The sequence below is a fragment of the Kitasatospora sp. NPDC001527 genome, from assembly GCF_040298605.1.
GTDB lineage: Bacteria > Actinomycetota > Actinomycetes > Streptomycetales > Streptomycetaceae > Kitasatospora.
In genome coordinates, this window is the sequence record NZ_JBEPAM010000008.1 from 180,562 (window position 1) to 198,772 (window position 18,211).

An 18,211-nucleotide genomic window follows, 5' to 3' on the forward strand; every position below is an offset into this window, starting at 1 on the left:
TCGCCGTCGGCGGGGCCGGTCGCGGTGGCGGTGGCGGTCGCGGTGCTCGGCTCGGTGGGTGCGGGCGGGACTGTCATGCGCGGCTGACCTCGGGGACGGCGGGTGGGGGACTCTTCATTGTCCCCCACCCGGCCGAGCCGCCCGGGGCCGTCACCTGTCGGGCACGCTCTCCCGCCTGTCGTCCCTCGCGGTGTCCTTCGCGAAGACCGACACCGTTCCGGAGCTGACCGAGATCCTGATCTTGTTCGGACTGGAGCGGTCGGCCAGCGTCGGGTCGATGCCACCGCGCGCCAGCGGGGACGCCCCGCCGTCGAAGTCGTAGCGCGTCCCGCTCGGCAGGCCCAGCATCACCGATCCGGAGGTCACCCCGATGTCCACGGCGGCCGGGGGCGCGGTGAAGCCCAGCTCCATCGAGCCCGAGGTCGCGGCGGCGTTGACGCCGGGAGAGGTGAGACGGCTGCCCCGGACGGAGCCCGAGGTGGTGCGCACGGTCACCGGGCCGGACACGTCGGCCAGCAGGACCTCCCCGGAGGTGGAGAGCAGGTTGACCTCCCCCGCCACCCCGGCGACGTCGATGGTCCCGGTGGACTGCTTGCCGGTCACCGCGACCCCTCGCGGCACGTCCAGCTCGATCACCGCACCGCAGCCGAAGTCGCCGGCCGGCAGCACCCGCTTGCAGTCCATCCGGACGTCGAGCTGGTCCTGCTCGAAGAGCGCCGAGACGACCGGCATCCGGACCATCCAGTTCAGGTACTGGCGGACCACCACCCGGCCCTCCTCCCCCGGCCGGATCCGCACGCTGGCGTTGCCCGTGTCCAGCCGGACCCTGGTCACCGCGACCGGGTAGGACATCTCCGAGCGGGTGCGCTGCTGCACCGCGATCGCCCAGGTCTGCACGGCGCCGACGAGCAGCGCCACGACGAGCGCGAGCGTGCCGAACACCCGCCAGGCCCGGTGGCCGCGGCGGGCGGGCCCCGGGGCCGGCCGCCCCGCGCCCTCCGCCGTCCCGTTCCGCGCCGCGCCCCGCTCCGTCGTCATCGTCATCCCAGTTCCAGGAAGCGGAGCACCGCCATCACCCGCCGGTGGCTGTCGTCGGCGGGCGGCAGGTCGAGCTTTCCGAAGATCGAGTTGATGTGCTTGGCCACCGCGCTGTCGCTGACCACCAGGGCGGCGGCGATCGCGGCGTTCGACCGGCCCTCCGCCATCAGGGCGAGCACGTCGCGCTCGCGCGGAGTCAGCCGCTCCAGCGGATCGCGGTGGCGGCGCACCAGCAGCTGGGCGACCACCTCCGGGTCCAGCGCGGTGCCGCCCTCGGCCACCCGCTGCAGCGCGTCCACGAAGTCGTCGACATTGGCCACCCGCTGCTTGAGCAGGTAGCCGACGCCGCTGGTGTTGCTGGTCAGCAGGTCCGCGGCGTACCGCTCCTCCACGTACTGGGAGAGCAGCAGCACCGCCACCTCCGGCCACTGCCGGCGGATCAGCAGCGCCGCCCGCACGCCCTCGTCCGTGAAGCCGGGCGGCATCCGGACGTCCGCCACCACCACCTGCGGGCGGTGCTCCTGCACCGCAGCGAGCAACTCCTCGGCGTCCCCGACGGCGGCGGCCACCTCGTAGCCCACCGCCTCCAGGACCTTGACCAGGCCGACCCTGAGCAGGACCGAGTCCTCGGCGATCACAGCACGCACGGCAACTCCACGGTGATGGTGGTCGGGCCCCCGACGGGGCTGAGCACGGACAGGGACCCGTCGACCGAGGCGGTGCGCCGGCGCAGACCGGTCAGGCCGGTGCCGCGCGAGGCCTCCGCCCCGCCCACTCCGTCGTCGCTGACGATCAGGCGCAGCCGGCCGCCGACGGTGCGCACCGAGACGTCCGCCCTGGTGGCCCGGGCGTGCTTGGCGACGTTGGTCAGCGCCTCGGAGACGGTGAAGTAGGCGACCGCCTCGACGGTCGGCGCTATCCGCTCGGTCAGGTCGACGTCCAGCCGGACCGGCAACGGGGTACGGGCCGCGATCCCGGAGAGCGCCGCGTCCAGCCCTCGGTCCTCCAGGACGGCCGGGTGCAGGCCGCGGACCAGGCCGCGCAGCTCGTCGATGGCCGCCTGCGCCTCCTCGTGCGCCTCGACGATCACCTGCATGGCGTCGGGCGGGACGTCCTTGAGGGTGCGGCGGGCCAGGCCGAGGTTCATGGCGAGCGAGGTGAGCCGCTGCTGGGCGCCGTCGTGCAGGTCGCGCTCGATCCGGCGGCGCTCGGCGTCCACCGCGTCGACCAGACCGGCCCGGCTCTCGACCACCTCCTCGATCCGGTGCTCCAGCTCGGCGGTGCGGCCCGGACCGAGCATCCGCACCGCGGTCGCCTCGTCCAGCCGGGCCAGCAGGTGGACCGCCCAGGGCAGCACCACGAGCAGCAGCAGGCCACCGACGGTGAGCGAGACGTCCAGCTCGGCCCACTGGTGGTGGACCGGGGAGGTGGCCGGCATCAGCCAGGCCCAGCCGTAGACCGTCGAGGCCACGAGGGCCGCGCCCCATCCGTAGACGACGACCGCCGCGCCGGCGGCGACCAGCGGGCCGACCAGCAGGTGGTAGCCGACCTGGCGCCAGCTGACGCCGGTGCGCAGCCTGGTGAACAGCCCGGCGGGCGTGGCGACGGGGCGCAGCAGCGGCGGGATGTCCACCCCGCGCAGGGCGCGCAGCCGGCCGCGCTGGGCCACGGTGAGCGGGCGGATGGAGAGCAGGATCGCGCCCAGGAGGACCAGCGTCACCTTCGGGGTGAGGACGGCCAGCCAGGCGGGCAGGGAGAGCGGGATTCCGGCGGCGAGGAAACGGGTGTCCCGCCAGGCCACCGCCGACCACGGGGGCCGGAAGGCGCTCCCGGCGAGCGCGGCGTTCGGCGTCGTGGAGGGCATGGCGGACAGCCTAGAGCGCGGTGATCAACCGTCACCATGAAGGGGGCTGCCGAGAAATGGTGAAGCTGGGTACACCCCGGATTCGGATCGGTGCACTACCGACAACGCGGCGCGCGGCCGCGAGTCTTGACGGCATGACGAACACCGCATCGCACTCCGCCAACCCGCCGCACGGGCGTCCGGACCGCGGCACCGGCCACGGCGCGGCCGCCGCCCCGGCCGCCCGCGCCGAGGGCCGGCTGCCGGTCGGGCCCGCCGGTGTGCTCGGCGGGTTCCACGAGCCCGGCGGCCCGGTCGGGCCGTGGTCGGTGCGCAGCGTGCCGGCCGGCCGCGGGCGCGGGTGCGGGCGGGCGGCGCTGGAGGTGTACGAGCACGGCGAGCTGGTGGACGTGCTGGTCGCGGCCCGGCTCCGCCGCGGTCTGCTGCGCGGCGCCCGCGCCTGGGCCGGTCCGGGCGCGGGTACGGGCGGGCGCCGGCGCACCCGGCACGGGCTCGCCTGGGGGCGGCTGCCGCACGGCGGCGCCGTGCCCACCGTCGGGTTCACCGGCGGGCGGCTGCTGCGGCTGCCGGGGCGGCCCGCGCCGGTGGTCGCGGTGGGCGAGGTGGTCGCCGTCGCCGGGGAGTTCTGGCTCGCGTGGGCCGAGGGCGTCTTCGACGGCGTGCTCGTCGAGGCGGCCGGCGGGGCCGGGCCCGAGCGGTCCCCGCTGACCAGGGTCCGCGCCGCCCGCGCGCTCGACGCGGAGTGCGGGGGCGCCCGGTGAACGCCGCCGTCCGCCCCGCGCTCGCCTCGCTCACCCCGTTCGCCTCGCGGGTGCCCGCCGTCGCCGCCCTCGCGCTGCTGCCCTGGGTGGCGGTGCTCGCGGCCGCCGGCGAGACGGCGTGGGTCGTCCTGGACCTGTGCGAGTTCGCCGCCCTGCTCCGGCTGGACGCCGTGCTGCGCCACCGCCGCCCGGCCGCCGTCGCACCCGCCGGCGTGGTCGCCCTGCTGCTCGCGGCGGACGCCCTGGTCGACATCGCGACCGCGGGCCCGGGCGCCGAGACGCTCGCGGCGCTGATGATGGCGGGCTGCGTCGAGCTGCCGCTCGCCGCGCTCTGCCTGGCCCTCGGGCTGGCCCGCGCCGGGCGGCCGTCAGCGGACCGGCGCCGCCGGGGCCCCCGCCATGGCCCCGGCCGACGGCAGCCGGGTGGGCAGCCGCGTCACCAGCGCGGCGGTCTCCTCGTCCTTCGGGGTGTAGACGACCATCCGCGGGCCCTGGGACGGGCCCAGCCAGAAGCTGGTGTACTCGAAGCGCAGCAGCCCGATCTCCGGCAACAGGAAACGCTTCAACCCGTTCCCCGGCCGCAGCACGTCATGCCGCTGCCAGGCCTCGTCGAACACCGGGGAGGCCTTGCGCAGACGGCAGAGCAGCGCCCGCCAGGCGGGCTCGCCCCCGTGGTCGCCCATCCCGGAGCGGAACCGGGCCACCATGACGTCGCGCTCGTCCTCGTGGTCCACCAGCACGTCACGGAAGCGCGAGGGGGTGAACGCCAGCCACATCAGATTGCGGTCCTCGGGCGGAAGCGCCTCCAGGTCCCCGACGATCCCGGTGTACTGCGCGTTGTGGGCCAGCACGTCGTAGCGGGAGTTGATCACCGCGGCCGGGTAGGGCGCCATCCGGTCCAGCGTCAGCCGGATGCTCGGGGTGACGGTCAGGCACTCCCGCACCGGTGTCGGGTCCTCCGCCCCGGCCAGCGTGAACAGATGGGCCCGCTCGCTCGGGTCGAGCAGCAGGGCGCGGGCCACAGCGTCCAGCACCTGCACCGACACCTGGATCTCGCGCCCCTGCTCCAACCACGTGTACCAGGTGACCCCGACGGCCGCGAGCTGCGCCACCTCCTCGCGGCGCAGCCCCGGCGTGCGCCGCCGACCGGTCATCGGGAGCCCCACCTGCTCGGGGGTGATCCGCTCCCGGCGGCTGCGCAGGAACGCCGCCAACTGGTTCCGCCGCGGATCGGCGGGCGCTTTCCCGGTGGTCGCCGTGACGGCGGTCAGACTCATGCCACCAGCATGCGCCAGGCGCCATCCTGTTGCCAGGTACTTCTTATACCTGGATAAGCACACTCTGGTACCAGGGTGCGGAGAGCCGGATCGTAGGACCGTGACCCAGCAACTGACCGCCGCCAAGCCCCTCACCCCCACCTCCTCAACGACCTCAGCCGCCTCTCCCGCCACCGCCTCGCCTTCCTCCTCGCCCTCCCTCGGCACTGCCGGACTGGTCACCGTCCTGCTCGGGGCCTTCCTCCCGATGCTCGACTTCTTCATCGTCAACGTCGCACTGCCGACCATCGACCACGACCTCGCCGCCGGCCCCGCCGTGCTGGAGCTGGTCGCCGCCGGGTACGGCATCGCCTTCGCCGTCCTGCTGGTCCTCGGCGGACGGCTGGGCGACATCTTCGGCCGACGCCGCCTCTTCGTCGCCGGGGCCGCCGCCTTCGCCGTGACCTCGCTCGCCTGCGGGCTCGCCCCCGGCGCCTGGTCCCTGGTCGCCGCCCGGGCCGCCCAGGGCGCCTCGGCCGCGCTGCTGATCCCTCAGGTCCTCGGCACCATCACCGCCGCCACCCACGGCGCCCGGCGCGGCCGCGCGCTCTCGGTCTACGGCGCGGTCGGCGGCATCTCGGTGGTCATCGGCCAGGTGCTCGGCGGCATGCTGGTCGCCGCCGACCTCTTCGGCAGCGGCTGGCGCTCGGTCTTCCTGCTGAACGTCCCGTTCGCCCTGCTGGCCCTCGTCCTCGCGCTGCGCTTCGTCCCGGAGAGCCGCGCCGAGCAGGCCGCCAGGATCGACACCGCCGGCACCGTGCTGCTCACCGCCTCGCTGCTCTCCCTCCTGGTCCCGCTGATGGAGGGCCGCGCCGCCGGCTGGCCGCTCTGGTCCTGGGTGCTGCTCGCGCTGTTCCCCGTGCTCGCCACCGCCTTCGCCCTGGTCGAACGGCGGGCCGAGCGGCGCGGCGGGACCCCTCTGGTGCCGCCCAGCCTGCTGCGCATCCCCGAGATGCGGCGCGGCCTCGGCATCGCGCTCCCCTACTTCGGCGGCTTCGGCGGCTTCATGTTCGTCATCGCGGTCGCCCTCCAGCAGGGCCTGCACCTCGGCCCGGTCGCGGCCGGCTGGGCGCTGGTCCCGATGGCCGTCGGCTACTTCACCGCCTCCCTCTCCGGCCCGCGCCTGATCGGCCGGTTCGGCAGCCGCGTGCTCACCGCCGGCGCCGCCGTCCAGGCCGCCGGCCTCGCCACCCTGGCCGCCACCGTCCTCGCCGACCCGGACGGTTTCTCCGCGCTGCGGATGGCTCCGGGCGTCGCCCTCGCCGGCATCGGCCAGGGACTGATCGGCACCCCGCTGTTCCGCGTCGTCCTCTCCAAGGTCCCCGCCGACCGGGCGGGCGTCGGCAGCGGTGTGCTCGCCACCAGCCAGCAGTCCAGCCTGGCTCTCGGCGTCGCCACCCTGGGCTCCCTCTACCTGGCCCTCTCGCCGAGCCTCGGCATGGACCGCGCGCTCGCCCTCTGCCTCGGCATCCAGCTCCTGGGCTCGTTCACCATCTTCTACCTGACGACCCGTCTCCCCCGTTCCATCGGCTGACGGCCGGGCCGGGTCCCCGGTTCCGTCGTGGCCACCGCCGGTCGGGCGGCCACGACGGAACCGTCCTACTCGGCCCCGCCGGGACGCAGCTCGCACCGCCCGTCGACGCACTCGCGCTGCAGCCGCCCCCGCGACACCGTCTCCAGCAGCCCGATCACCCAGCACGTCGGACACCCGCGGAACGCGAGCAGCCCGACCGGCAGCAGGAGCAACGCCACCGGCCCGGCGAACGGCAGCAGCGCGAAGGCCCCCAGCAACGCCGCGAATCCCACCCCGCCGCGTGCCAGATGCCCGGCCAGCGTCCGGCTGGCGTACCCCGAGTCCCCGGCCATCACCACTCCCCTGCGGTGGTGACGGCGCGGACCGCCGCCCGGGCCCGGTGCAGCCGTGACTTCATGGCGGCCGTGCTCAGCCCCAGCCGATCGGCGACCATCCGCCCGCTGAACCCCTGCACGTCGCGCATGATCAGCACCCGCCGCTGGTCCGCCGGGAGCGCGGCGATCGCCTCCGCCACCCGCCCGGCCTCCAGCCGCCCCAGCACTTCCTCCTCGGCCGACCGGTACGGCGCCTCCCCCGCCACCGAACGCTCCCGTAGCACCAGGCGAGCCCGCCGCAGGCACTCGTTGCGCACGATCCGGAACATCCAGGAGCCCAGCGCCCCGGTCGCACGCAGCATCCCGATCTTGCGGTACAGGATGATCAGCGCCTCCTGCGCCGCGTCCTCGGCGTCCTCCGGCGTGGCGCACAGCGACCGCGCGAACCGCTGGACGTGCGGATGCGCCCCCGACACCAGCGCGGCGATCGCCTCCACGTCCCCGTCCTGCGCCGCGGCCACCACCGAACTCCCCGGCCACGCCCCCACCTCAGCCACGCCGCCGCCCCCACTTCCGCAGCACCGTCACACTGCACGCCCCGACCAGCGCCACCCCGACCGCCACAGCCACCCAGACCATCATCACAGCCTCCTCTTCCGCCCCGGCCCTCACCGAAGCCACCCATAAGAGGCGACCACCCCCCGAAAGGATTCACCCCACCCGCCCCCGCCCCCGCCCACACCGGAACGGGACGGAGCGGAACGGGACGCCGGGCAACGCCGCGCCCTCCCGCCGGCGCCCGGTCGGACCAGCCGTCACCGCGCGCCGCCCCTCAGGGCCGCCGGCGCGGAGCCTCGTCATCGGGGGTGTCGGGGCTGGCGAAGTGGAAGGGAACCGACAGGTGCGCGGCGAGAGCGCCGCCGGCCCGCTCGGCGGCCACCGCCGCCGGGTGGCGCGGGTGGTGATCCCCCTCCTCGCCGAGGTAGCGCTCGGCCGTCGACCAGTGGACGGTGGCCAACCGGGCCTCGCCCACGGGGTCGGCCGTGATGGCCAGCAGCCGCACGAACCAGTCGCGGACGGTGTCACCGTCCCAGATCGCCTCGATCGCCACGACGCGGCCGCCGCACCCGGCCGCCCGACAGGCCAGCGACTCCAGGTCGAGAGGACTCTCCGGCTCGCGGGCGATCCGGTCGCCGTAGTGGAGGTAGCGGTCGTTGGCGATCAGCTGCGCGGTTCCGACCCCGATGCCGTGCGGAACGAGACCGACGTCGGTGATCACATGCACCGCACCGAGCAGGGAGTCCTGAAGGACGTACCCGTCGATCTCCTCGCGGATCCCGGCCGGCAGACTCTCCCACCACACGGCCCTGGCCGCCTTGTCCATGACCATCGAGCCCCCACCCCCCTCGGAGACCTCGACGACGGAGCCGCGCGCCACCCTACTGCGCCCTCGAAGCCGCAGCGTGTGCTCGTCCGTCGCGCGGCACTCCGTCAGGCGACCACCCGGCAAGCCGGTCGAGGCGCGGCGGGTCGGCTGGGGGCGGGTGGGGCCGGCAGGTGGGTGGTCAGGTGAACCAGACGATCTTGCGGTGGCCCACCAGAAGGCCGCGTGCCCCGGGCGGTCACGGCGAGGCGGGAGGTTCACCGCGTTCGCCGCGTTCGCCGCGTTCGCCGTGCTCACCGCGTTCGGTGAGCAGAGCGGCGAGGAACGGGGAAGGCGGCCCCACCGGCAACAGCGGTGGGGCCGCCTTCAGTTCACGGGCGGTACGTCAGTGCCGGTGGCGCCGACGGCGCGAGGCGAGGACGAGGGCCGCGCCGCCGAGGGCGACGGCGGCACCGATGCCGCCGATCAGCGCGACCTGGCTGCCCGTCTCGGCGAGGCCGCCACCGCCGGGCTGGTGCGGCTTGCCGCTGTGCGACGGGTGCGGGCTGTGACTGCCGGTCGCGGTGGGCGAGGGCTCCGACGTGGGCGAGCCGGTCGGCTCGGGCGTCGGGGAGGTGGTGGCGGTCGGGGAGGAGGTCGGGGACGCCGTCGGCGACGGCGAGGACGTGGTCACCGTGACCGTGGCCGTGCACTCCCCCGCCGTCGTCCCGGGCGGGCAGTTGCCGCCGGGCCGGTCGGACACCACGGTGTTGCGCAGCGTGTGGTCCCCGGCGGCCGGGTCCTTGACCTTCACCGTGTACGTCACCCGGGCGACGGCGCCGACCGCCAGGTCGCCGGTCCAGCTGAGCACCGGCTGGGCGTAGGACGGCGTGCCGGCGGTCGCGGTGGCGTCGTTGTTGTACGTGGCGTCGTCGAGGACGGCGCTCAGGTCGTCGGTGACGGTCAGTCCGGTGAGCGCCGCGTTGCCGGTGTTGGTGATGTCCACGTGGTACGTGACGGTGTCACCGGGGAGGGCCTGCGCCTTGTCGGCGCTCTTGGCGAGCCGGTAGCCGGCGTGCTCGGTGACGGTGTTGCGCACGGTGTTGCTGGTCCGCTGCTGGTCACGGCCGGTCTGGGGGCTGTGGTAGGCGAGGGACGAGGTGTTGTCGAGCTTGGTGCCCGGCGCGAGTGCGGCGTCGACCCGGGCCCGGAAGGAGATCGTCGCCTCGGCGCCCGGCGCGAGGTCGGCGGCGGTGCAGGTGACGTTCTGCCCGGAGGCGGTGCAGCCGGCGCCGGAGCCCTCGACGTAGGTGGTGCCGGCGGGCAGCACGTCGGTCAGGGTGACGCCGGTGGCGGTGTCCAGGTCGGCGGTGCTGCCGTCCGAGTGCCGGTTGGCGATGGCGAAGGAGTAGGTGATCTCGGCGCCGGGGTCGACGAGCCCGGGCGGGTTGTCCGTGGTGGAGCCGGCCGGGTTGTTGGCCTTGGTGATCTGCAGGTCCGGTTCGAGGGCGTCGACGGCGAGCCAGACCGCCTGCGGGTGCAGCGCGTCGCCCGCGCCGTTGATCCGGAGCACGGCCTGGGTGCTGCCCGCGGGGATCTTGCCGGTGACGTCGATCATCCGGGCGTCGTAGCCGTAGTTGTTGACCGGCGCGGGGTCCCGGGTGGTGATGTTGGTGCCGGTGCCGTCCGCCGCGACGTGGTCGATCCGGCTGGTGAAGGCGTTGTCGGTGGTGACGCCGCCGAACGGGTTGGGCATCGGCAGCAGCGTCAGGTTGTCGGTCGAGGAGCCGACCAGCAGCTGGTCGCCCTGGATCGGCACGTCGCCGTCGCCGACGGTGACACCCATGGTGGCCGGCGGGGCGGTGGCGGGTGTGCGGATGCCGGCGAGGGTGAGCGTCGCCAGGTTGTCGGGGCTGCGCAGCAGCTGGAAGCCGTCCCAGACCTGGAGGTAGCGCAGCGGCTCCGCCTGGTCCTCGTAGGCGACCACCAGTGACCAGCCGCCCCAGCAGCCCACGTTGTTGCCGCCGAAGTTCTGCGCGGAGGAGCGTCCGGCGCACGCCTGGATGTCGGCGACGGTGTAGCTGCCCGGACCGGCGGCCTTCACCTGGGCGGTGACGTCCTTCACGCCCGCACCGGCCAGCAGCGGCTCCGGCGGGTTGCCGCCGACCTGCTGGTCGAACCAGTCGTAGGTGTCGGCGGTGAGCTGCTCGTAGGAGGAGCTGCCCGGGACCTTCCAGGACACCAGGTTGCCGGTGTTGATGTCCCCGGAGGTGCCGCCGGCGGTGCTGGTGTTGGTCGGGTTGAACTGCCAGTACAGGCGGGCCGACAGCACCTGGGCGCCGGCCGGGATCACCAGCTGCGCGGAGGACGCGTTGTCGCCGGGCGCGTTCGGGTCGGTCTTGACGTACTTGGTGCGGCCGTTGTTGGTGCCCTCGGTGTCGTTGCAGACCGAGCCGTCGCTGTCGTCACAGGTCAGCACCGAGTTCGACGCCATCGTGAGGTTGCCGTGCGCCAGCAGGTCGAGCACCGGGTCCGGGCCGATCGGCCGCTGGGTCCCGAGACCGCGAACCGCCTTGCCGGCCTTGCCCGCCGGATCCTGGGCCTTGCCCGATGAGGACGAGGCCGACGGAGCCGACGGCGAGGTGGACGCCGACGGGGCGGCGAGCGGTGCGGAGGGGGCGAGCGCCAGCGCCGAGGCGGCGAGGGCACCGAGCACCGCGCGACTGGGCAGACGGCGGACCCGGCTTCCGGATGCCGGGCGTTCTCCGCGCGTGGCGGGTGGCGTGCGGTCTCTCACGGGGGACTCCAGGAGATGTTCGAGGGTACGGGAGGGTGAGGGGGCCCTCCCGGACGAATCATGACGTTACGTCCGGATTCGACCAGGTCGAATAATATGTCACATTCGCTCATCTCCCTCTCACGAACGTTCGTCACCCCGCGGCGCCGGGCGGAGAAATAACCCATTGGCCGCACCGGACCCCTTCGTGTCAGCATGACGATATGAGCGACGAACGCACGACCGACCCCGTCGACACCCGCGACCGCGCCGCGCTGACCGCCGCCGTGGCGGCCGGGGCGGAGCCCAAGTGGCTGATGTTCTGGGGCCACCAGGAGCAGCGGGACGGCTCGCTCGGGCCCGGGGTGCTGAGCCAGTGGTGGCCCGGGCACCCGTTCACCGTCGACGGCGTCGGGTACGCGACCGCCGAGCACTGGATGATGGCGGGCAAGGCCCGGATGTTCGGGGACGAGCGGACGCTCGCCCGGATCCTCGCGGCGGCGAGCCCCGGCGAGGCGAAGAAGCTGGGCCGCCAGGTCCGGAACTTCGACGACGCGGCCTGGACCGCCGGACGGTTCGAACTGGTCGTCCGGGGCAATGTCGCCAAGTTCGGCGGCCACGAGGAGCTGCGCGGATACCTGCTGTCGACGCGTCAGCGGGTCCTGGTGGAGGCCAGCCCGCTGGACCGGATCTGGGGCATCGGCCTCGGCGCCGACGACGAGCGCGCCCCGCGCCCGGCCGAATGGCGCGGCGAGAACCTGCTCGGCTTCGCCCTCATGGAGGCCCGCACCCGGCTGGCGGCAGCCGCCGCCGGGTGAGCGCCGCCGGCGCCTCCCGCGGGACGGCGCTCCCGCGGGGCGCGTGCGCCGGGTCGCCCACCACTCGCGCACTCCGTGCGCCCCCGGACACCACTCGCAAGCCAGTGGACGTACTCCCGTAACGCCGTCGCCGTATTTCGACGCGAGGATGTCTGGCCGTCAGGGTCACGATGGACAGGTTGCGGTGATCATGCGTACACGGCACACGGAACGGCCCCTCGGCGCGGACCCGGGCGGCGGCGAGGGCGAGCAGGCGGCTCTCGAACTCAGGGCGCAGCTGGACGAGTTGCTCCGCGCCCGGCAGTACGCGGGACAGCGTGAGCGGCGGCTCGCCGAGGCCCTGCGGGCGCTGCCCGAACGGCAGCACCCGGACGGGGAGCTGCTGCGGCAGCTGACCCAGGCGCGGACGCTGCGCGAGGGGCTGGGCGCCCGCTGCCTGGAGCTCAGCGACCGGCTGAAGGCGCTGGAGGAGCAGTTGCGCCAGCCGTCCCCCCGCCGCTGGATCCCGCGCCAGCCCGTCGACACGCCCCTCGGCGCTCCCTTCGACACCCCCCTCGCGACGCCCGCCGACGCCTTCGCCGGCCGGTCCGCCGCCGCGTCCGCCGACCCGTCCGCGGGCACGCCCGGCGACACCTACGCCGACACGCGCGCCGGCGGACCCGTCGACGCGACCGGCGGCACGCACGGGAGCACGCACGGGAGCGAGGCCGGCTCCGGCGGCGCGCAGGACGACGGGCGGGCCGCCGCCGAGCCGCAGGCGCCCCCCGCCCCGCCCCGGCGCCGCTCCCCCGGCGAACTGGCCGCCCTCGCCGAGCGCATCACGACCCTGTACCGCCGGGCCTCCCCGGACGAGGCCGCCGGCATCCTGGACCAGGGCGCCGAGCACCTCACCCCGCACGACACGGCCCGACTGGCCGCCCTGCTCGCCCGGCGCGGACCGACCGGCGCCTCCGTCCAGCTGGTCCGCAGCGCCGTCCACGCCGGACCCCAGCACGCCGCCACCACCCTCGCCGAACTCCGCCAGGCGGGGCTCGCCGAGGAGGCCGGCGACCTCTTCCACGCGCTGCGCTCCTGCCCGGCCGCCACCCTGCCCGCCCTGCTGGACGCCCTGGAGCGGGCGGGTCAGCACGCCGACGGCGCCACCCTGCTCTGGGAGTGGGGCTCCGCGCCGACCGCCGAGCTGGCCGCGCTGGCCACCGGGCTCTACCGGGCGGACCGCGCCGCCGACGCCCGGACCCTGCTGCGCCAGGCGGCCGGCCGGCCCACCGGCGACCTCGCCGCGCTCGCCGTCACCATGGCCCCGCCGCTGCCCACCCTGCTGCTGGGCGAGCTGGCGGCGCTGCGTCCGCCGGCCGAACTGGTCCGGCTGGCCGCCGCGCTGGCCGGCCGCCCGGACCTGTACGAGGCGCTGCTCACGCCGCTGCTCGACGACCCCGCGCGCCACCGCACCACGCTCGCCGCCCTGCGCACGGCCGGCCTGCCGGCCACCCCGGCCAGCCGCCCGCGCTCCCGCTGGGGCCGCCGGTAGGCGCGGACGCGGAGCACCGGGCACCGGGCACCAAGCACGGAGCCCCCGACCGCCCTCGGAAGGGCGACGGGGGCTCCGCGCGGGCGGACGGACGTCAGCAGCCGATGAGGCGCGCCGCCAGGTAGGACTTCACCTGGTCGAGCGAGACGCGCTCCTGCGTCATGGTGTCGCGCTCGCGCACGGTCACCGCGTTGTCCTCCAGGGTGTCGAAGTCGACCGTCACGCAGAACGGCGTGCCGATCTCGTCCTGGCGGCGGTAGCGCTTGCCGATGGCGCCGGCGTCGTCGAACTCCACGTTCCACGCGGTGCGCAGGTCGGCGGCCAGGCCGCGGGCCTTCGGCGAGAGGTCGGCGTTGCGCGACAGCGGCAGCACCGCGACCTTGACCGGCGCCAGGCGCGGGTCCAGACGCATGCCGACGCGCTTCTCCATGACGCCCTTGGCGTTGGGCGCCTCGTCCTCGAAGTAGGCGTCGAGCAGGAAGGCGAGCAGGGCGCGGTTGAGACCGGCCGCCGGCTCGATGACGTACGGGAAGTACCGCTCGCCGGACTCCTGGTCGAAGTACTTGAGGTCCTGGCCGGAGGCCTCGCTGTGCACCGACAGGTCGTAGTCGGTGCGGTTGGCGATGCCCTCCAGCTCGGAGAACTCACTGCCGCCGAAGTTGAAGCGGTACTCGATGTCCACCGTGCGCTTGGCGTAGTGGGAGAGCTTCTCCTTCGGGTGCTCGAACAGGCGCATGTTCTCGGTGCGCAGGCCGAGGCCGACGTACCAGTCCCAGCGCTGCTGCAGCCAGTACTCGTGCCACTGCTCGTCCTCGCCCGGCTTGACGAAGAACTCCATCTCCATCTGCTCGAACTCGCGGGTCCGGAAGATGAAGTTGCCGGGGGTGATCTCGTTGCGGAAGCTCTTGCCGACCTGGGCGATGCCGAACGGCGGCTTCTTGCGCGAGGTGGTCTGGACGGCCTTGAAGTTGGTGAAGATGCCCTGGGCGGTCTCCGGGCGCAGGTAGGCCAGGCCGCTCGCCTCCTCGGTGACGCCGAGGTGGGTCTTCAGCATGCCCGAGAAGTCCTTGGGCTCGGTGAACTGGCCCTTGGTGCCGCAGTCGGGACAGTTGATGTCCTGCAGGCCGTTCGGCGGCGGGAAGCCGTGCTTGGCCTCGTACTTCTCCTCCAGGTGGTCGGCCCGGTGGCGCTTGTGGCAGGAGAGGCACTCGGTCAGCGGGTCGTTGAAGGTCTGGACGTGGCCGGACGCCTCCCAGACCTCGCGGGCCAGGATCACCGACGAGTCGAGTCCGACGACGTCCTCGCGGGCCTGGACCATCGCGCGCCACCACTGGCGCTTGATGTTCTCCTTGAGCTCGACGCCCAGCGGTCCGTAGTCCCAGGCGGCACGCGTGCCGCCGTAGATCTCGCTGCAGGGGTAGACGAAGCCACGGCGCTTGCTCAGGCTGACGATCGTCTCGATCTTGTCGGCTGCCACAGTGCTCTCTTCAGTACGTACGGCACGGTCAGGGCACGGCTGGTTGCGCGTACCCGAATACCTCAGGTTACCGGCCATATGGGTACGGGGTTCAAATCGGTATCGCCGGTACCGGCCCACTCACCGTCACCGCCCGTTCACCCGTCCGAGTTATTTGACAATCATTTCCATCTAATCTGAGAATGGTTGTCATGATGATCAGACGACGTGCCCGCAGCGTCCTGGCCCTGACGGCCACCGCCCTCGCCGCCGCCCTCACCCTGACGGCCTGCGGCAGCGGCGGCGCCGGGTCCGCGGACGGCCGGCTTGACGTCGTCGCGTCCTTCTACCCGATGGAGTTCCTCGCCTCGCAGATCGGCGGCGAGCACGTGAAGGTCACCGGCCTGACCGCCGCCGGCGTCGAGCCGCACGACCTCGAACTCACCGCCAAGCAGGTCGGGCGCGTCCAGAAGGCCGACGCGGTCGTCTACCTCAAGGGCCTGCAGCCCACCGTCGACAAGGCGGTCGCCGACTCCCGCGCCAAGCAGAAGATCGACGCCACCGCGGCCGCCCCGCTGGAGGACCACCACCTCGCCGAGGGCCACACCGAGGACGACGGCCACGACCACGCCGACGAGCACGGCGACGGCCACCACCACGACGAGGCCGCCGGCGACCCGCACATCTGGCTCGACCCGACCCGCTACGCCGCCGTGGCCCGGAGCGTCGGCGCCGGGTTCTCCGAGGCCGACCCGGCGCACGCCGACGACTACCGGCGCAACACCGACGAACTGGTCGGCCGACTCACCGCCCTGGACCAGGAGTTCAAGGACGGGCTGAAGGACGCCACCACGCGCACCTTCGTCACCAGCCACGCCGCCTTCGGCTACCTCGCCGAGGCCTACGGCCTCACCCAGGTCTCCATCAACGGCGTCGACCCCGAGTCCGAGCCCACCCCGGCCCGCCTCGCCGACGTCCAGAAGGCCGCCAAGGAGAACGGCGTCACCACGATCTTCTTCGAGACCCTGGCCAGCCCCAGGCTCGCCGAGACCGTCGCCAAGGACCTCGGCCTCAAGACCGCCGTCCTCGACCCCCTGGAAGGCGTCAAGGACCGGACGAAGGACGACTACCTGTCGGTCATGAGGCAGAACCTGACCAACCTCAGGGCCGCCCTCGGCGCCACCGCCCCCACCAGCTGACGGGACCACGGCATGACTCCCCCGACACCCCCGGCCGTCCGCCTGCACGACGCCGTCGCCTCCCGCGGCGGGCGCCCGGTGCTGCGCGGCGTCGACCTCACCGTCCGCCCCGGCGAGGTGGTCGCCCTGCTCGGCGCCAACGGCTCCGGCAAGTCCACCACCGTCAAGGCCGTCACCGGCGCCGTCCCGCTGGAGCGCGGCGGCCTGGAACTCTTCGGCACCCCGCTCGCCCGGTTCCGCGCCTGGCACCGGATCGGCTACGTCCCGCAGCGCACCACCGCCGCCTCCGGCGTCCCCGCCACCGTGCGCGAGGTCGTCGCCACCGGCCGGCTGCCGCTGCACCGGCTGCTGCCGCTGCGCCGCGCCGACCGCGCCGCCGTGGACCGCGCGCTGGCCGCCGTCGGCATGCTCGACCGGGCCCGCGACGGTGTCGGCGACCTCTCCGGCGGCCAGCAGCAGCGGGTGCTGATCGCCCGCGCGCTGGCCGGCGCCCCCGACCTGCTGATCATGGACGAGCCGATGGCCGGCGTGGACGCCGCCAGCCAGCAGGTGCTCGCCGACACCCTGCGCGCCGAGGTCGCGCGCGGCGCGGCCGTCCTGCTGGTGCTGCACGAACTCGGGCCGCTGGAACCGCTGATCGACCGCGCCGTGGTGCTCCGCGACGGCTGCGTCGCGCACGACGGCCCGCCCGTGCCCAACACCGGCCTGCACGCCCTGCCCGGCCACGACCACGTCCACCCGCACGCCGACCACGGCCACGACCACGAACGGATCCGGGGACTGCTGTCATGACCGAGATGCTCAGCTACGACTTCATGCAGCGGGCGCTGCTCGCCGCCGTCCTGGTCGGCGTCACCGCCCCCGCCGTCGGCATCTACCTGGTGCAGCGCCGCCAGGCCCTGATGGGCGACGGCATGGGCCACGTCGCGATGACCGGCGTCGGCCTCGGCTTCATCTTCCAGACCAGCCCGGTCTGGACGGCCGTCCTGGTCTGCGTCGTCGGCGCCGTCACGATGGAACTGGTCCGCTCGCGCGGCAACCAGCGCGGCGACATCGCCCTCGCGATGCTCTTCTACGGCGGCATGGCCTGCGGCAAGCTGCTGGTCTCCAAGTCCGCCCAGGCGGGCGCGGGTTCGCTGGAGAGCTACCTCTGGGGCTCCATCCTGACCGTCTCCCCCGCCGACCTGGCCACGATCGCCGCGCTCGGCGCCGTCGTCATCGCCGTCACCCTCGGCCTGCGCCGCCAGCTCTTCGCGATCTGCCAGGACGAGGACTTCGCCAAGGTCACCGGCGTCCCGGTGCGGCTGCTCAACCTGCTGCTCGCGGTGATGGCCGCGGTCACCGTCACCGTCGCCATGCGCGTGGTCGGCCTGCTGCTGGTCAGCGCCCTGATGGTGGTCCCGGTGGCGGCCGCCCAGCAGCTCACCCGCTCCTTCGCCGCCACCCAGGCCGGCGCGATCGCGGTCGGTGTGATCGTCGCCCTGGCCGGCGTCACCGGCTCCTACCAGCTCGACGTGCCGTCCGGCCCGGCCATCGTGCTCCTCGCCATCGCGGTCTTCGCACTGTTCAGCGCGATCGCCGCACCGCTCGCCCGGCGCCGCCACCGCGGCACCCCGGAAGCCGGACCGCAGGTCTGCGACGTCCGGCTGCCGGACCCGCAGCAGTCCGGCGACACCGCCCCGGAGCGCACCGCCCCGCTCGCCCCGGGCCGGGCCGACGCGCTCTCTCCGGCGCCCGGTGCGGGGCTGGCACAATGAGGTGCCAGTCGCCCACACCACCAGGAGGACCCACGGTGACCACCGCAGGCCCGTCGCCGCGAGCCCGATCGACCCGGCAGCGCGCCGCCGTCTCGGCGGTCCTGGACGAGATCGAGGACTTCCGCAGCGCGCAGGAGCTCCACGACATGCTGAAGCACCGGGGTGACTCGGTCGGCCTCACCACCGTCTACCGGACGCTCCAGTCGCTCGCCGACGCCGGTGAGGTGGACGTCCTGCGCACCGCCGACGGCGAGGCCGTCTACCGCCGGTGCAGCAGCGGGCACCACCACCACCTGGTCTGCCGCCAGTGCGGCGCCACCGTCGAGGTCGAGGGACCGGCCGTCGAGCGCTGGGCCAACTCGGTCGCCGCCGAGCACGGGTTCAGCGACATCGCGCACACCCTGGAGATCTTCGGCACCTGCGCGGAGTGCGCCAAGCTCGGCTGAACCGCACCGCGAACGGCACCGCACCGCGAACGACACGAGGG

At 74.2% G+C, this 18,211-nt stretch carries 17 protein-coding genes; 8 read left to right on the plus strand and 9 right to left on the minus strand.

Annotation, left to right across the window (positions count from 1 at the left end):
• Positions 1 to 150: 150 nt before the first annotated feature.
• From ABT238_RS11535 to ABT238_RS11545, 3 genes are read right to left on the minus strand one after another with little or no spacing between them, the layout of a single operon-like run.
• On the minus strand, positions 151 to 1,044 hold the full coding sequence (locus ABT238_RS11535; RefSeq protein ID WP_350566419.1) for a DUF4097 family beta strand repeat-containing protein: 894 nt from the start codon (positions 1,042 to 1,044) through the stop codon (positions 151 to 153).
• Positions 1,041 to 1,685: a response regulator gene (locus ABT238_RS11540; RefSeq protein WP_350566417.1), complete on the minus strand. Its 645-nt coding sequence runs from the start codon at positions 1,683 to 1,685 to the stop codon at positions 1,041 to 1,043. Before ABT238_RS11540 ends, ABT238_RS11535 begins: the two co-directional genes overlap by 4 nt.
• On the minus strand, positions 1,673 to 2,902 hold the full coding sequence (locus tag ABT238_RS11545) for a sensor histidine kinase (protein WP_350566415.1): 1,230 nt from the start codon (positions 2,900 to 2,902) through the stop codon (positions 1,673 to 1,675). The genes ABT238_RS11540 and ABT238_RS11545 overlap by 13 nt, the downstream gene beginning before the upstream one ends.
• A 134-nt stretch (positions 2,903 to 3,036) precedes the next feature.
• Here ABT238_RS11545 and ABT238_RS11550 point away from each other — a divergent pair, with 134 nt between their 5' ends.
• Entirely contained in the window at positions 3,037 to 3,663 is a 627-nt protein-coding gene (locus tag ABT238_RS11550) for a hypothetical protein (protein WP_350566413.1), read from the plus strand.
• Positions 3,664 to 4,031: 368 nt separating this feature from the next.
• Here the strand turns inward: ABT238_RS11550 and ABT238_RS11555 are convergent, their stop codons facing one another.
• Positions 4,032 to 4,940: a helix-turn-helix transcriptional regulator gene (locus ABT238_RS11555; RefSeq protein ID WP_350566411.1), complete on the minus strand. Its 909-nt coding sequence runs from the start codon at positions 4,938 to 4,940 to the stop codon at positions 4,032 to 4,034.
• Positions 4,941 to 5,040: 100 nt separating this feature from the next.
• Between ABT238_RS11555 and ABT238_RS11560 the strand changes: the two genes are divergently transcribed.
• Positions 5,041 to 6,513 (plus strand): MFS transporter, encoded by a 1,473-nt coding sequence (locus ABT238_RS11560; RefSeq protein ID WP_350566409.1) that lies wholly within the window; start codon positions 5,041 to 5,043, stop codon positions 6,511 to 6,513.
• Between the two features lie 65 nt (positions 6,514 to 6,578).
• Here ABT238_RS11560 and ABT238_RS11565 read toward each other — a convergent pair whose 3' ends face one another.
• From ABT238_RS11565 to ABT238_RS11580, 4 genes are all read right to left on the minus strand, one after another.
• On the minus strand, positions 6,579 to 6,845 hold the full coding sequence (locus ABT238_RS11565; protein WP_350566407.1) for a hypothetical protein: 267 nt from the start codon (positions 6,843 to 6,845) through the stop codon (positions 6,579 to 6,581).
• Positions 6,845 to 7,351 carry an RNA polymerase sigma factor gene (locus ABT238_RS11570; RefSeq protein WP_350756805.1) on the minus strand — a complete coding sequence of 169 codons (507 nt, stop codon included), beginning with the start codon at positions 7,349 to 7,351 and terminating at the stop codon, positions 6,845 to 6,847. Before ABT238_RS11570 ends, ABT238_RS11565 begins: the two co-directional genes overlap by 1 nt.
• Before the next feature lie 308 nt (positions 7,352 to 7,659).
• A complete protein-coding gene (locus ABT238_RS11575; RefSeq protein ID WP_350756726.1) occupies positions 7,660 to 8,217 on the minus strand; it encodes a hypothetical protein in 558 nt (185 codons plus the stop codon).
• Between the two features lie 379 nt (positions 8,218 to 8,596).
• Positions 8,597 to 10,906 carry a DUF7927 domain-containing protein gene (locus ABT238_RS11580; protein WP_350756729.1) on the minus strand — a complete coding sequence of 770 codons (2,310 nt, stop codon included), beginning with the start codon at positions 10,904 to 10,906 and terminating at the stop codon, positions 8,597 to 8,599.
• A gap of 284 nt (positions 10,907 to 11,190) precedes the next feature.
• Between ABT238_RS11580 and ybiA the strand changes: the two genes are divergently transcribed.
• Positions 11,191 to 11,784 (plus strand): riboflavin biosynthesis intermediates N-glycosidase, encoded by a 594-nt coding sequence (gene ybiA / locus ABT238_RS11585; protein ID WP_350566401.1) that lies wholly within the window; start codon positions 11,191 to 11,193, stop codon positions 11,782 to 11,784.
• A gap of 190 nt (positions 11,785 to 11,974) precedes the next feature.
• Positions 11,975 to 13,312, plus strand: coding sequence for a hypothetical protein (locus ABT238_RS11590; protein ID WP_350756732.1), 1,338 nt, complete (start codon positions 11,975 to 11,977; stop codon positions 13,310 to 13,312).
• A gap of 94 nt (positions 13,313 to 13,406) precedes the next feature.
• Here the strand turns inward: ABT238_RS11590 and ABT238_RS11595 are convergent, their stop codons facing one another.
• Positions 13,407 to 14,789 (minus strand): glycine--tRNA ligase, encoded by a 1,383-nt coding sequence (locus ABT238_RS11595; RefSeq protein ID WP_350546272.1) that lies wholly within the window; start codon positions 14,787 to 14,789, stop codon positions 13,407 to 13,409.
• 191 nt (positions 14,790 to 14,980) lie between these two features.
• Here ABT238_RS11595 and ABT238_RS11600 point away from each other — a divergent pair, with 191 nt between their 5' ends.
• The 4 genes from ABT238_RS11600 to ABT238_RS11615 are packed head-to-tail and all read left to right on the plus strand — an operon-like array spanning position 14,981 to position 18,170.
• Complete coding sequence (locus tag ABT238_RS11600; RefSeq protein WP_350756735.1) at positions 14,981 to 15,967, plus strand: metal ABC transporter substrate-binding protein; 987 nt, start codon at positions 14,981 to 14,983, stop codon at positions 15,965 to 15,967.
• A 12-nt stretch (positions 15,968 to 15,979) separates the two neighbouring features.
• Positions 15,980 to 16,759 carry a metal ABC transporter ATP-binding protein gene (locus tag ABT238_RS11605; RefSeq protein ID WP_350566395.1) on the plus strand — a complete coding sequence of 260 codons (780 nt, stop codon included), beginning with the start codon at positions 15,980 to 15,982 and terminating at the stop codon, positions 16,757 to 16,759.
• Positions 16,756 to 17,724: a metal ABC transporter permease gene (locus ABT238_RS11610; protein WP_350566393.1), complete on the plus strand. Its 969-nt coding sequence runs from the start codon at positions 16,756 to 16,758 to the stop codon at positions 17,722 to 17,724. The genes ABT238_RS11605 and ABT238_RS11610 overlap by 4 nt, the downstream gene beginning before the upstream one ends.
• A gap of 35 nt (positions 17,725 to 17,759) precedes the next feature.
• Complete coding sequence (locus ABT238_RS11615) at positions 17,760 to 18,170, plus strand: Fur family transcriptional regulator (protein ID WP_350566391.1); 411 nt, start codon at positions 17,760 to 17,762, stop codon at positions 18,168 to 18,170.
• Positions 18,171 to 18,211 lie beyond the last annotated feature (41 nt).